This window comes from Halorientalis pallida (assembly GCF_004118325.1).
In the GTDB taxonomy this organism is placed as follows: Archaea; Halobacteriota; Halobacteria; order Halobacteriales; family Haloarculaceae; genus Halorientalis; species Halorientalis pallida.
Genome location: NZ_RDFA01000003.1, coordinates 143,959 through 156,689 on the forward strand (window position 1 = coordinate 143,959; position 12,731 = coordinate 156,689).

The 12,731-nt window shown below is 66.1% G+C and carries 14 protein-coding genes; 9 read left to right on the forward strand and 5 right to left on the reverse strand.

Annotation, left to right across the window (positions count from 1 at the left end; genetic code table 11):
• Positions 1–5 precede the first annotated feature (5 nt).
• The 4 genes from EAF64_RS09405 to EAF64_RS09420 all read left to right on the forward strand — a co-directional run bounded on the left by EAF64_RS09405 (position 6) and on the right by EAF64_RS09420 (position 3,283).
• On the forward strand, positions 6–575 hold the full coding sequence (locus tag EAF64_RS09405) for a cytochrome c oxidase subunit II (protein ID WP_129068732.1): 570 nt from the start codon (positions 6–8) through the stop codon (positions 573–575).
• A gap of 47 nt (positions 576–622) precedes the next feature.
• Positions 623–2,338: a b(o/a)3-type cytochrome-c oxidase subunit 1 gene (locus tag EAF64_RS09410; RefSeq protein WP_129069140.1), complete on the forward strand. Its 1,716-nt coding sequence runs from the start codon at positions 623–625 to the stop codon at positions 2,336–2,338.
• Positions 2,335–2,532 (forward strand): CbaC protein, encoded by a 198-nt coding sequence (locus tag EAF64_RS09415; RefSeq protein WP_129068733.1) that lies wholly within the window; start codon positions 2,335–2,337, stop codon positions 2,530–2,532. The genes EAF64_RS09410 and EAF64_RS09415 overlap by 4 nt, the downstream gene beginning before the upstream one ends.
• 187 nt (positions 2,533–2,719) lie before the next feature.
• Positions 2,720–3,283 carry a S26 family signal peptidase gene (locus tag EAF64_RS09420; protein ID WP_129068734.1) on the forward strand — a complete coding sequence of 188 codons (564 nt, stop codon included), beginning with the start codon at positions 2,720–2,722 and terminating at the stop codon, positions 3,281–3,283.
• 173 nt (positions 3,284–3,456) lie between these two features.
• On the opposite strand, the gene EAF64_RS09425 is transcribed toward EAF64_RS09420, so the two are convergent.
• On the reverse strand, positions 3,457–3,690 hold the full coding sequence (locus EAF64_RS09425) for a hypothetical protein (protein WP_129068735.1): 234 nt from the start codon (positions 3,688–3,690) through the stop codon (positions 3,457–3,459).
• Between the two features lie 188 nt (positions 3,691–3,878).
• Between EAF64_RS09425 and EAF64_RS09430 the strand changes: the two genes are divergently transcribed.
• Positions 3,879–5,300 (forward strand): APC family permease, encoded by a 1,422-nt coding sequence (locus EAF64_RS09430; RefSeq protein WP_129068736.1) that lies wholly within the window; start codon positions 3,879–3,881, stop codon positions 5,298–5,300.
• A complete protein-coding gene (locus tag EAF64_RS09435; protein WP_129068737.1) occupies positions 5,300–6,064 on the forward strand; it encodes a universal stress protein in 765 nt (254 codons plus the stop codon). Before EAF64_RS09430 ends, EAF64_RS09435 begins: the two co-directional genes overlap by 1 nt.
• Here EAF64_RS09435 and EAF64_RS09440 read toward each other — a convergent pair.
• Entirely contained in the window at positions 6,061–7,761 is a 1,701-nt protein-coding gene (locus tag EAF64_RS09440; protein ID WP_129068738.1) for an acyl-CoA carboxylase subunit beta, read from the reverse strand. The genes EAF64_RS09435 and EAF64_RS09440 overlap by 4 nt on opposite strands.
• Before the next feature lie 205 nt (positions 7,762–7,966).
• Here EAF64_RS09440 and EAF64_RS09445 point away from each other — a divergent pair, with 205 nt between their 5' ends.
• Both EAF64_RS09445 and EAF64_RS21370 read left to right on the forward strand, forming a co-directional pair.
• Positions 7,967–8,488: a sulfite exporter TauE/SafE family protein gene (locus tag EAF64_RS09445; protein ID WP_227738927.1), complete on the forward strand. Its 522-nt coding sequence runs from the start codon at positions 7,967–7,969 to the stop codon at positions 8,486–8,488.
• 12 nt (positions 8,489–8,500) lie between these two features.
• Positions 8,501–8,752, forward strand: coding sequence for a hypothetical protein (locus EAF64_RS21370; RefSeq protein ID WP_227738928.1), 252 nt, complete (start codon positions 8,501–8,503; stop codon positions 8,750–8,752).
• A 4-nt stretch (positions 8,753–8,756) separates the two neighbouring features.
• Here the strand turns inward: EAF64_RS21370 and EAF64_RS09450 are convergent, their stop codons facing one another.
• Together EAF64_RS09450 and EAF64_RS09455 are read right to left on the reverse strand one after the other, a co-directional pair.
• On the reverse strand, positions 8,757–9,905 hold the full coding sequence (locus tag EAF64_RS09450) for an MBL fold metallo-hydrolase (protein WP_129068739.1): 1,149 nt from the start codon (positions 9,903–9,905) through the stop codon (positions 8,757–8,759).
• 61 nt (positions 9,906–9,966) lie between these two features.
• On the reverse strand, positions 9,967–11,742 hold the full coding sequence (locus tag EAF64_RS09455; protein WP_129068740.1) for a bifunctional metallophosphatase/5'-nucleotidase: 1,776 nt from the start codon (positions 11,740–11,742) through the stop codon (positions 9,967–9,969).
• A 161-nt stretch (positions 11,743–11,903) separates the two neighbouring features.
• Between EAF64_RS09455 and EAF64_RS09460 the strand changes: the two genes are divergently transcribed.
• Positions 11,904–12,155 carry an MTH865 family protein gene (locus tag EAF64_RS09460; RefSeq protein ID WP_129068741.1) on the forward strand — a complete coding sequence of 84 codons (252 nt, stop codon included), beginning with the start codon at positions 11,904–11,906 and terminating at the stop codon, positions 12,153–12,155.
• 27 nt (positions 12,156–12,182) lie between these two features.
• On the opposite strand, the gene EAF64_RS09465 is transcribed toward EAF64_RS09460, so the two are convergent.
• Positions 12,183–12,665, reverse strand: a complete 483-nt coding sequence (locus EAF64_RS09465; RefSeq protein WP_129068742.1) for a metal-dependent hydrolase — start codon at positions 12,663–12,665, stop codon at positions 12,183–12,185.
• Between the last annotated feature and the right edge of the window lie 66 nt (positions 12,666–12,731).

Below are 12,731 nucleotides of genomic sequence, written 5' to 3' on the forward strand. Positions count from 1 at the left end.
CGGCGATGCACGTTCACAACTACGAAAAGCTGTGGCTCGGGGCGTCGCTCCTGTTGATCGTCGGGTTCATCTCGACTATCGTCTACGGGGCGGCGGGCGCCGGCATCACCATGGTCAACGACGAGGGCGGACAGGTGAACCCCAAGGAACTCGGGAACACGAGCGGGTTCGACGACCCCGGCGTGACGAAGGTCGGCCCCAACGAGTACGAAGTCCACATCGTGGCCCTCCAGTTCGCGTTCCAGCCCGGAACCGTCGAGCTGCCCGCCAACAGCACGGTCACGTTCTACGTGACCTCCCGGGACGTGGTCCACGGGTTCGAGGTCGCGGGCACGAACGCCAACACGATGGTCATCCCCGGTGAAGTGTCGCAGATCACCGTCGAGTTCGACGAACCGGGCGAGTACGGTATCGTCTGTCACGAGTACTGTGGCGCTGGCCACCACAGCATGGCCGCGGAGTTGATCGTCAGAGAGCCATCGAACTTCACGATGCAAGACGACACGCAGACGCCGACGAGTGGAAACGAGACGACGAACGCCACGGCGACGCCGACCGGAGGTGAGTCGGCGTGAGCACCCCCGGTGAGACGGCCGGCGAGACCGTCGAGTCGGCCCGGGAGATGCTCCCGGACAACTCCTTCCTGATCCAGTACCCGCACGTCTCGCGGGTCGTGCGCTCCCTGTTCCTGACGGCGTTCGTCGCCTTCGGGATCGGGGCGTTCATGGGCGTCCTGCAGGCGCTCCACCGGACGGGCATCGCCCGGATCGTCGAATCGGCCGACTACTACACGTTTTTGACGCTCCACGGCGTCCTGCTGGCGATCGTGTTCACCATCTTCTTCCTCGCGGGCGTGTTCACCTGGGCGAACACGCGGAGCCTCGACAGACCACCGGTGAGCAAACGGTTCACGTGGTTCTGGGTCGTCACGATGTCCGCCGGGACTGCGATGGCGGGTATCGCGATGCTCGCCGGGCTGCTCCCGAGTATCGACATCAGCGCGGACGTGCTGTTCACGTTCTACGCGCCCCTGCAGGCACACCCGATCTTCTACATCGGGCTCGCCGTGTTCGTCATCGGGACCTGGCTCGCCGGCATCGACTGGTTCCGCCAGTTCCTGGCCTGGCGACGCGAGCACCCCGATGAGCGCATTCCCCTGCAGTCGTTCATGGTCCTGACGACGATGATCATGTGGTTCATCGCCACCCTCGGCGTCGCCGTCGAGGTCGTCGTCTTCCTGATCCCGTGGTCGCTCGGAATCATGCCCGCACCGAATCCGCTGCTGACCCGGACGCTGTTCTGGTTCTTCGGCCACCCGATCGTCTACTTCTGGTTGATGCCGGCGTACCTGCTGTGGTACACGGTCCTGCCGAAGATCGCCGGCGGACGGCTGTTCAGCGACCCGCTCGCACGGGTCGTGTTCGTCCTCTTCTTGCTCCTCTCGACGCCGGTCGGGATTCACCATCAGTATCTGGACCCCGGCATCGCCGAGGGGTTCAAATTCATCGCGATGACCAACACGATGTTCCTGCTGCTGCCGAGCCTGCTGACGGCCTTCACCGTCGTGGCCAGCATCGAACACGGCGCTCGCCAGCGCGGCGGCACCGGCTACTTCGGCTGGCTCAAAGCACTCCCGTGGCGTGACCCGGCCTTCACGGGCATGGCACTCGCGGGCCTGATGTTCGCCGCCGGCGGGTTCAGCGGCATGGTCAACGCGGGGATGAACATCAACTACCTCGTCCACAACACGCTGTGGGTGCCCGGCCACTTCCACCTCACCGTCGGGACGGCCGTGGCGCTGTCCTTCATGGCCGGGGCCTACTGGCTCGTGCCCCGGATCACTGGCCGGAAACTGTACAGCCGCCCCATCGGGCTGTTCCAGGTCGTCCTCTGGTTCGTCGGCATGGTGTTCATGTCGGCGGCGATGCACCGCGGCGGCCTGGCGGGCATCCCGCGTCGGACCGCCGAACCGCAGTACCCGCAGGTCGCCTTCGAGACGGTCGCCGGATCGGTCGGTAGCCTCCGACTGCAACTCGCCTTCGGTGGTGTCCTCCTGTTCGTCTCGGCGCTGTTGTTCCTCATGAACGTCGGCCTCACTGCGATGAACAACAAGCCCGCCCGGGGCCTCGATTCGGCACTGCCGCCGGCGCTGTCCGGCCCCGAGCAGTCGCCGACGGTGCTGGACAACCTCAAACTCTGGGCGCTGATTGCCGTCGTGCTGGTGATCCTCGCCTACTCGCTGCCGCTGTACAGCATCGTCCAGGGTGCCGGTCTCTACCCGGCCGGACAGGAAGCGTCGCCGGCTGTCATCGCACCGCTGCTGGAGGTGATCGCATGAGTCGCCTCTCACCGGCTTCGCTGCTGATCGTCGGGGCGTTCATGGTCCCGTTGTTCATCGAACTGCCGGTCGTGCTGTCGTTCGTCGGCGTCAACCTGCCGATGGAAGTCTCGCTCGGCATGGGCGTCGTCGCGTTCGCGATGGTACTGGTCTGGTCGGAAGTCAGCGAGAAACCGGAAGCGGCGGACGCCTGACGGGGCAGGTCCAGTCGGTCTCTCCGCTTCGGCGAACCGACGTGTGAAATCCCGATTTCTGCCGTCTGTCGGAGCCTGACAGTGATTCCGCCAGCCGTGGTGCTGGAGAGAGACGACGACGATTCGTACGGTGGGCGCTCGATACACCTGCGGAATTTATTATATATTGTTCGATATATATCGGTGCATGGAAACACGCCGCGCGGTTCTGACTGCGGTCGCTGGAACCATGGTCCTGTCTGGATGTACGGGAGAGAGAGACGAATCGACTGGAGAACCCGGTGTTGCCGGCGGAGACGGCGAACCGACGACTGGCGGAACGGACGCCAGCGGAACCAGTATCGATGGTGTCGAGAACGGAACCGATCTGAAAGCCGCCGCCGACGACGGTGCTCCAGACTGTGCAGCGACAGTACGGATCGAGAGCGGCGGGATGGAACCAAATCTTTCGAGGGGCGCAGAAGTGTGCATCGTCCAGTACGACTCCTATCGGCCGGTCGAGAGCGCACAGGCGACTGGTGTCGTCACCGTTGAGACCGGTACGAAGATCGGTTACGAAAAGCTCGGTGGAAGTGGCGACGTGATCCGGTACTATCCGGATGGCGACAGGGATCGAACGCCAGTGCTTGCACGCGCGATCAGGTGGGAGAACGGCTCCTACGTCACGAAAGGCGACCGGAACAGCGAACCGTATCCGTGGGAAGCGCCGGTCGAATCGATTCTCGGTGTCGTCCAGACGACGCTCGAATGACGTTCACCACCGCGTGAACGGAAGGCGAGAGGGAAGGTGATAGCTGCAGCGTACGTGCCTCCGACTCGGCACGCTGTTTTCGACGACTGTCGAGAGTCGAAGTCGCCGTCTATCCCTGTATCCGCGTCGGAGATCGTGTCGCCGACCGGTATCCGGAGACGCGATCAGTCTGCTCAGGCAGACCGTCCCCCGTCGCGGAGCTGCGGTTTCTGGTCGGCCAGCACGTACGCGACCCCGAGCAACAGCAGGATCGAGACGAGCGATCCGACGAGGTATCCGTTGGGCCCGATGCTCGTCGGTCGCCCGAGCAGGACCCAGGTGCCGAGCGCCGTGTAGGCCACCGCGAGGAGGCCCACGATGCGTCCGAGCCACACCGTCACTCGCTCCGCCGTCGATTGCTGTGTCATGGCTATCGCGAAATACGTAGGCGACCCATGAAACCTCCGAGGCGCGTTCCCAGGACGTGAGAACGGCGCACCGTCGGGTCTGACGGGCAGCGGCCGATCCAGCCGTCGTTCCCAGGAGTGGGGAACCACCGCCGCACTGATTACGCCCGGCGTTCTCGACCCCAGATAACTCACACCCGAGGAAACCCGTGGCCGAGAGCGACCAGACCAACAGAGCCGGCGAGTCACCGTCGACCGTCGCGTCACCGACGGCCGTGGACGAGGAGACGACGGTCACCGAGGAGGGATCGGAGCTGGAGCGGTCCATCGGACTCGTCGGCGGCCTCTCTGTCGGCATCGGGACGATGATCGGCGCGGGCATCTTCGTATTCCCCGGTATCGCGGCGGGCCAGGCGGGGCCGGCGGCGGCCGGCTCGTTCGCCATCGGCGCGGTCGTCGCCCTGCTCGTGGCGCTCCCGGCCTCCGAACTCGCCACCGCGATGCCCAAGTCCGGCGGCGGCTACTACTTCGTCTCGCGCGCACTCGGCGCACTCCCCGGTGCCGTCGTCGGCATCAGCGTGTGGCTCGGGCTGGTATTCGCGACCGCGTTCTACCTCGTCGGGTTCGGGAGCTACGCGGCGGCGGTGCTGGCCGAAGCCGGCATCGACCTGGGCGGGGCGGGCGTCGTCGTCCCGCTCGGACTCGTCTTCGGTGCCTTCCTCACGGGACTGAACCTGTTCGGGACGGAGAACGCCGCGAAACTCCAGAACTACGTCGTCGGCCTGCTGTTGACCATCCTCGTCCTCTTTCTGGGCTACGGCGGTCTCGATGCCGTCGGAATCTTCGGCCAGCCCAGCGCGCCGGAGTCGTTCCTGCCGTTCGGCCCGATGCCGGTGTTCACGACGGCCGCGCTCGTGTTCACCTCGTATCTCGGGTTCGCGCAGGTGGCGACGATAGCCGGCGATATCAAAGAGCCCGGTCGGAACCTCCCGCTGGCGATGGTCGGTTCGGTCCTCATCGTCGGGGTCCTCTACGTCGTGACGATCTTCGTCGCGACCAGCGCCTTCGGAAGCGAGCGATTGACGGCCTTCGGCGAGACCGCGATGGTCGAAGTGGCACGCTCCTTTTTCGGCGTCCCAGGTGCGGTTCTGATCCTGGTCGCGGGACTGCTGGCGACGATCTCCAGCGCCAACGCGTCGATCCTCTCGACCTCGCGGGCGGTCTTCGCGGTCAGCAAAGACGCCATCATCCCGAAGTACGCCAGTCGGATGAACCTCAAATACGGGACGCCACACGTCGCGCTGGCGATGGCCGGCGGCCCCGTGCTCGTCTTGACCGCGTCCGGCGAGGTCCAGGTCCTCGCCGAGGTCGCCTCGTTCCTCCATCTGGTGATGTACGGCCTGATCTGTGTCGCGTTACTCGTGATCCGCCGTGACGAGCCGGAATGGTACGACCCCGAGTTCCGGGTCCCCGCGGCCCCGGTCGTGGCTGGAGTCGGCGCGATCGCCAGTTTCGGGATGATCGCGTTCATGCAGCCGCTCTCACGACGAGTCGGTGCCGCGATAATGATCGCGTCCGGCGTGTGGTACAAGTACTACGCCAGTGACGTGTCTCTCAAGGGGGTTCTCTGATGACCGACGACCAACCGGACACGGCCGGTGACCTCGCGATCCGCGAACCGCCACGTGTCCTCGTACCGATCGAAGTGCTGGAGGGACAGACCATCCCGCAATCGCTCGTGGCGTTTCTCGCCCCAGCCGAGCTGATACTCCTCGGCTACCACGTCATCCCCGAGCAGACGCCGACCGAGCAGGCGAGCATGCAGTTCGAGGATCGAGTGCGGGCAGCCGTCGATGACATCGCCGCGTCGTTCGCCGAGGCACACAGCGACGTCGAGGAACGCGTGGCCTTCACCCACGACCGGGAGCAAACGCTCGACCGCGTCGCCGACGAGATCGACGCGACCGCCGTCCTCCTGCCGAACCCGACGGGCGAGATCGACGATATTCTGGTCCCGCTCCGGGACGTCGTCGACGTGGACCGACTGGCCGATCTCGTCTCGACGCTCGTCGACGGCGAGGACAAACGGGTCACGCTCTGGGATCTCACGGGCGACGAGAACACCGCGCTCCTCGATCAGTCCGAACAGACGCTCCGGGACCGCGGCCTGGCCGACGAACAGATCCGCACCGAATCCGACGACGTGGAGTTTCCCACGCGAGCCATCGTCGACCGCTCGGACGACTTCGACGTGATCGTCATGGGCGAAGGGGAGCAGACCCTACTGACGACGGTGCTGGGTGACACGAGCGAACGGATCGCAGACGGGGCCGTCGCGCCCGTGCTCGTCGTTCGGCGGGAGAGAAGCGAGGACGGCGACGACGAAGACAGCTAGAACAGGATCGTCCCGTGGTGACGGTCCGGGTCGTCCCGGCGCTTGTTCCGGAACGCCGAGAGCCGGGCCAGCAGTTGCTCGCGGAGGTCACCGGCCGGCAGCAGTTCGTCGACCTGCATCTTCGCGGCCTGGGCCCGCAGGTCGACGAAGTCGTCGAACTGCGCTTTGGCGCTGTCGACGAACGCCTCGCGAGTCTCGCCTTCCATCTCCTCCAGTTGCCCGCCGAACAGCGCGTGGACCGCGGCGTCCGGGCCCATCACGGAGATCTCGGCGCTCGGGAGCGCGAGGGTCGCGTCGGCACCGAACGCGGGACCACACATGGCGTAGATACCTGCGCCGTAGGCTTTTCTGGTGACGACGCAGAACTTCGGCACCTGCGCGTTCGAGGTGGCGTAGATGAACTTCCGGCCGCGCTGGAGGATGCCCTCGCGTTCGACCTTCGACCCGACCATGAAGCCGGGCGTGTCACACAGATACACGAGCGGGATCTCGTAGGCGTCACAGATCCAGACGAACTCGGCGGCCTTCTCCGCGGAGTCGGGGAAGATGGCCCCGCTGACGTGGTTTGGCTGGTTGGCGACGATGCCGACGGGTCGCCCGCCCATGCGGGCGAACCCGGTGACCATCTCCGGGGCGAACTGCGGCTTGGTCTCGAACCAGGAGTCCCGGTCGACCACGCGGTCGATCACCTCGTGTACGTCGTAGGCGGCGTTCGGTTCGTCGGGGATCACCGCGTCCAGTCCCTTGGGGTTCTTGACGGGTGGTTTCGGCTCCCGCGTCGGGTTCGGGGCGTCGTACTGCTGTGGGAGGTAGGAGAGCAGGGCTTTCACGGCCTCGGCGGCGGCCTCCTCGTCGGGCACCACGAGGTCCGCGCTACCCGACTGGGTGGCGTGGACCTGTGGGCCGCCCAGGTTCTCCATGTCGACGGACTCGCCGGTCATCGCCTCGACGATACGAGGTGAGGCGATGGCCATGCCGGAGATGTCCTCGACCATGATGAGGAAGTCACAGAAGACGGGCGTGTAGGCCGAGCCCGCGATGTTCGGCCCGTAGAGGACGCCGATCTGTGGGACCTGGCCGGAGTGGAGACACTGGTTGTAGAACATCTTCCCGCCGCGGTAGCGGTCCATGTGCGTGTCGCCTTTCTCGCGTTCCTCGGCGTTGAGCCGCGCCCCCGTCGAATCGATCAGGCGGACGATGGGTGCGCCGGCCTCGGCGGCCCGTTCCGAGAGGCGGATCTCCTTCTCGACGCCCATCTGACCGAGCGAGCCGGCCTTCACGCTGTAGTCGTTCGCGGTGAAGAAGACTTCCCGGCCCTCGATCTCGCCGACGCCGGTCAGCAGGCCGTCGGCGGGAAGTTCGTCGTCGTCGGTAAACCGGGCGAAGGTTCCGTCCTCGTAGGTGATCTCGTCGAAGAGGAGATCGAGGCGGTCGCGGACGAACGCCTTCCCGAGCTTCTCGAGTTTCTCGTGGCCTCGTTCGGGACCGCCGGACACGATGTCCTCGATCTGCTCGCGGAGTTTCTGCTCGCGCTCGGTGACGATGTCGCCCCCGCCCGTCCACTCCTCCTCGTCGGCCGCGACCCGGTCGCCGCCAGGATCGACGATCTCGACGGGCTGGCCGAGGTGTTCGGCGACCGCCGTCGCGATCACGCGGGCGGTGTCCTCGTCGGTCTCGCCGTCGACTGTGATCTCCATAATCAGGGCTCACCTGCCAACGGATCGCTGGGAAAACTCACGTAGTGTTTACAATTGACTCGCATAGTGACAGCAATCTCTCGCGCGACGGTAAAATATGTATGGGTCTGTCACCCACGGTCGGGAGTCGACGAACCCGCAAGTACAGACATCACCGTGGTCGTGGAATCGCCCCGTGCATGATACGGTCCCGGAGGGCCGAAGAATGATCGGCGACTGGGGAACGACCGGGCTGACGGCCGTCGTCATCCTGTTCGCGTCGCTCGTGCACGGTATCGCTGGGTTCGGGTTCGCGCAGGTGTCGATGGGGATATTACCGCTGTTCCGGAGTCCGTCGAGCGCCTCCATCGTCTTCACGGCCACCGCCGTGGTGAGCAACGGCCGCGTGTGGTGGAGCGTCCGCGACGCGTTCGACTGGCGGCGGTGGCTCGTTCCGATCGGCGGCCTCGTCGTCGGGATGCCGCTCGGTATCTTCGTGTTCAGCCGGTTCGACGAGGCGCAGATGCGGATCGCCATCGGCGTCGTACTGGTCCTGGCCGTCCTCGTCGTGGGTGCGACCCAGCAACTGGACGTGGTCACCGACTGGATCGAAGCCAGTGAGTACCGGCCGGGGAAGGTCGTCGGGGCGTCCGCCGGGCTGTTCGCCGGAATCTTCGGCGGTGCCGTGGCGGTCCCCGGCCCCCCGATGATCGTCTACGGCGCCTTCATGTCGGCCAGCGGCTTCTGAAGCGGCGAGGAGATGAAGGCCGTTTTCACGGCCTTCTTCGGGACGCTCATGCTGTACCGCCTCGGGGCGCTCACGTACACTGGCGCAGTGACGACGCCGCTACTCGCCGAGGCGCTCGTGGCCATCCCGATGGTGTTTCTCGGTGCCTGGATCGGCGTGTACATCTTCGACCACATCCCCGAACGCATCTTCCAGTGGCTCGTGCTCCTGTTGTTGGCCGTGAACGCCTTCGTCCTGCTGTTCACGGCGGTCCCGGAACTGTAGCCGCTCAGGCGGCGCAGTTGTTCGGCCCCAGTTCGAGCTCGGTGGCCTCGTGTTCCGTCTCGACTCGTTCGGCCCCGGTGTTGATCGCGATCACGTCCTCGTAGTTGGGTGGTTTCTCCGGCGCGTCCTCGGTCAACCGGTCGACGAACGCCTCGCGGTCGAGCTGGAGGAGGTCCAGTTCCGTACCGAGATCGCCCAGTCGAGCCGATATCGGCTCTCCCGGCGACCCGGACTCGTAGCGCCCGTCGCTGGTCACGGCGACGTGTCCTGGGGCCACCGTCAGGTCGGCCGGCAGTTCCAGAATCGTCTCGTGCAGCGTCTCGTAGAGGAGTTGCGCGCCGTGTGCGGCGTCCGCCTCCCCGAACTGGAGTTCCGTCCGCCCGACGGAGTCGACGAACAGCGTGTCGCCGGTCAACAGCAGTTCCCCACCGACACGGAAGTTGACCATCTCCGAGGTGTGGCCCGGAGCGTGTAGCGCCTCTATCGTCACGTCGCCGACTTCGATCACGTCGCCGTCCGACAGTGGTGTGAACTCGTACTCGACGCCACGGTCCACGGCCTGTTCACCGAGATAGTACTCGAGCCCGACCTCGTCGGCGAGTCGTCGACCCCCCGAGACGTGGTCGGCGTGGACGTGCGTGTCGACGACACCCTCGACGACGAGGCCCGCGTCCTGTGCGGCGACTTTGAACTGGTCCGTCTGCCGGGTCGCGTCGACTACCACGGCCGTACCCGAGGTTCGTGACCCGACGACGTAGCCGAGACAGCCCTTCGCCCGCCGCTGGACCTGTCGTACGACGAGATCGTCGTCCGCCGTCGGGATCGGGACGACCTCGTAGACCTTGCTCCAGGCCTCCATGCCGCCGGAGACGACCGACACGTCCTCGAAGCCGTTCTCCGCGAGTTCGAGCCCGAACGGCGTCGAGGTCAGCCCTTTCCCGCAGATGGCGACGACCGAACGTCCGTCGGCCATGGACGACACGTCGTCCAGTTGGGCCTGATCGAGTCCCTCGCTGGGGTCGTACGGAACGTTCTCGGCACCCCGGACGTGCCAGGCCTCGTAGCTGTCGGTCGGTCGTGTGTCGACGAGCGTGAACTGTTCGTCCGCGTCGATTCGGTCCGCGAGTCGTTCGACGGTGATGGTTTCGACCATGGATCGATGAGGGATCGGTGTGCAGTCGTCGGGCCGTTCCGCCTGAGTCGGTCCCCGACCGCTATCGATGTTGGTTGCGACCCTGTTCGGGGAAGCGGTTCCCGCGGGGAATCATCCGTGTCTCACAGTACCCGTCGCCGTCGGCGTAGTCCACGCCCGGCTGGACGAACGGGTACGGGCCGTCCGCGGGGGTGTTCTGGGCGTCGCCGCCGTCCTCGGCCGTCCGGACCCGCCCCGACGGCTCGTAGTCGACCGGCGAGTGCCTCGAGAGGAAGGCGACGACCACGTCGGCCGGGATCGCCTCGTCGTCGACCTGGACGTCACGGAACGGGAAGCCGCAGTTCCCGAGGTCCCGCTCCGGGTCGCCAGGCCGGCGGACGGTCGCCACAGAGTAGGTCGCCTCCGGATCGACCGGGTCGCCGTCGACCCGCAACTCCACCAGGCGGCGGCCCCGTTTCGCGGTCGGATCGACGATCACTTCGACGTTCGAGGAGTACGACCGGACGCGGCCGTCCTCCTGGGCGTACGGGTAGGGCGTGAAGTTGTCTTCGAGGAAGCCCTCCATGTGGCTGGTGAGTTGTTGCCCGTACGCGACGCCCTTCGCGACCGGTGCCGTCATCGGGAACGCCGTGTACACGTCGCCGAGCGTGATCTCGCCGGGCGGAACCGCGCTCCCGTACCGGAACCCGTGGGCGACGGACAGATCGGTCCCGAAGTGCCAGCGTACCGCGTCGTTGAACAGCGTGTTCCAGGGACTCTCCAGGAACGACCGGCGGGACAGGGCACTCTCCGTCCGCCCGACGACCGTGTCGAGCGACCGGTCCAGCCGCCCGGCCCCGCGCTCGAACCCCGGATCTTCGGCGAAGAACGGTCGGCGGAGAGCCTCGACGGTCGCCGCCGCCTCGGGATCCGGCTCCGGCGTGTTTGGGCCGTCCTCGATAAGACGGTAGAGGGAGTGGCGGAACTGGAACTGGCCGTCACGGGTCCGGACGTCGACGCGGCCGAGCGCGTCGCCCATCCCGGACTCGACGACGACCGTCCCGTCGACGAACAGGGGCTCGTCGGTGTACTCGTGGGTGTGAGCGCTGAACACGATGTCGACCGTCGGGCAGTCCTTGGCGGCCTGCACCATCCAGGGGAGGCCGATCTCGGTCACGGCGACCACGATGTCGGCCCCGTCCGCGCGCGCATCGGCCGCGGCCGATTCGAGCTGTGACGGGTGTTTCCCGAAGCGATATCTCCCCCGGAAGAACGCGGGGGCCATCCGGTCGACGTAGACGTTCGTCATGCCGACCACGCCGACGGTGCAGTCGTCGACCTGGAACAGATCGTACGCGTCGTAGAGCCGGTCGGTCGACTCCCAGTCGTAGAGGTTGGCGGCGAGTACTGGCGCGGCCAGTTCGTCCAGCACGGCCGTGAGGTTTCCGTCCTCGGCCGCCTCGTTCGAGTAGTCCCAGTTGCCGGGGACGTACACGTCGGGGCGCAGATGCTGGTCGATCGGTTCCAGCATCGCACGCCCGTTCGTGTAGGTCGTTTCGGCACAGCCGTGGAAGGTGTCGCCACACATCAACGTCAGGACCGGATGTTCCGCACGCAGTTCCTCGAGTTTCGCCGTGAGGATGGGGACGCCCCCCGCGCGTTCGATCGTGCGGTCGTCGTCGCCGAACTCGATCTCGGGGTTCGGCTGTCCCGTATCGTAGTAGACCTGCTGCCGTGGAGACAACTGACCGTGGAGGTCGCTGACGTGTGCCAGGACTGCGTCCGGGTCGCCGTCGGCGGCGACTCGACTCCCGTCGCAGGTTCGCCACGGTCCCAAGTGGTCCTCCGAAGCGGTCATACCGCGAGTGATCACCTACGCTGGCGTCGGGATCAAAAGTTGTGGCGGGTTACTCTCGTCCCTGGACGGCCCGACTGTCCCGGGAGTGTGGACCGCCGAAACGTGACCGATCACACACACGAATGTTTTTACACTAGCTTCGAAAACCGTTGGAGTGGATCATGGCAGACAAAGAGGATCTGCGACAGCAGATGATCGACGCGTTCGAGGGCGCCGACTATCCGATCTCGAGTCCGATGGATCTCGTACCCGCCCTGCCCAACGGGCCGTCGACGACGTTCGAGTCCGGGAACTTCTCCATGACGGCGATGGAGCTCAACACGAAGCTCTCGGGTGGGGACTTCCCGTACGACAGCGCCGAGGACTTCGTCGACGACATCGTGGACGAACTGGAGAACCAGGACCTCGTCTGAGACGAACCCCGCCGAGGTCACCACGGCTCACGGTGTGAGGACCACCGCTGCGGCCGTGGCGAACACGCCGACGCCGAGCAGGCCGTAGTTCGCGACCGGATTCTTCGCACGGACCAGGTCGAAGGTAACTGTCCGCCTCGAGAGGGGCCACAGCGGCGTGATTCCCGTGGGTGTGAGGACGTCACCCAGCAGGTGGGCACAGATGCCGAGCGTCCCGAAGCCGAACCCGGCGACCGCGAGTTCGGCCGATCGCGGTGTGGTTACTCGCCCGCCGAGGACCCACCCGACCGCGGCGAACCCGAAACCGATCGAGAGGGCGAACCAGACCGTGTGAGTCACGCCGCGGTGAGAGACCAGCGGCAGCTCGTGGTCCACGTCGGGCAGGGAGGCGACCGACAGCACGCACACCTCCCCGAGGACGGCCAGGTCGGGCCGGCCCGCCAGCACCAGCACGACCGCGACCGGGAGCACGACCAGCAGCGAGACGCCGAGATGACCTGCCCGGTACACACACGGTGATGGTTCGTGTTCGGACATGAACTTTCGGCTACGATGGAGACGCTTAACCGGCTTCCG

Excerpts from the sequence above, each read along its gene's own strand:
- EAF64_RS09435 (WP_129068737.1), top strand. The coding sequence starts at position 5,300 with ATGACCGACGACCAACCGGACACGGCCGGTGACCTCGCGATCCGCGAA.
- EAF64_RS09405 (WP_129068732.1), top strand. The coding sequence starts at position 6 with ATGCACGTTCACAACTACGAAAAGCTGTGGCTCGGGGCGTCGCTCCTG.
- EAF64_RS09460 (WP_129068741.1), top strand. The coding sequence starts at position 11,904 with ATGGCAGACAAAGAGGATCTGCGACAGCAGATGATCGACGCGTTCGAG.
- EAF64_RS09455 (WP_129068740.1), bottom strand. The coding sequence starts at position 11,742 with ATGACCGCTTCGGAGGACCACTTGGGACCGTGGCGAACCTGCGACGGG.
- EAF64_RS09445 (WP_227738927.1), top strand. The coding sequence starts at position 7,967 with ATGATCGGCGACTGGGGAACGACCGGGCTGACGGCCGTCGTCATCCTG.
- EAF64_RS09420 (WP_129068734.1), top strand. The coding sequence starts at position 2,720 with ATGGAAACACGCCGCGCGGTTCTGACTGCGGTCGCTGGAACCATGGTC.
- EAF64_RS21370 (WP_227738928.1), top strand. The coding sequence starts at position 8,501 with ATGAAGGCCGTTTTCACGGCCTTCTTCGGGACGCTCATGCTGTACCGC.
- EAF64_RS09450 (WP_129068739.1), bottom strand. The coding sequence starts at position 9,905 with ATGGTCGAAACCATCACCGTCGAACGACTCGCGGACCGAATCGACGCG.
- EAF64_RS09425 (WP_129068735.1), bottom strand. The coding sequence starts at position 3,690 with ATGACACAGCAATCGACGGCGGAGCGAGTGACGGTGTGGCTCGGACGC.
- EAF64_RS09410 (WP_129069140.1), top strand. The coding sequence starts at position 623 with ATGCTCCCGGACAACTCCTTCCTGATCCAGTACCCGCACGTCTCGCGG.
- EAF64_RS09440 (WP_129068738.1), bottom strand. The coding sequence starts at position 7,761 with ATGGAGATCACAGTCGACGGCGAGACCGACGAGGACACCGCCCGCGTG.
- EAF64_RS09415 (WP_129068733.1), top strand. The coding sequence starts at position 2,335 with ATGAGTCGCCTCTCACCGGCTTCGCTGCTGATCGTCGGGGCGTTCATG.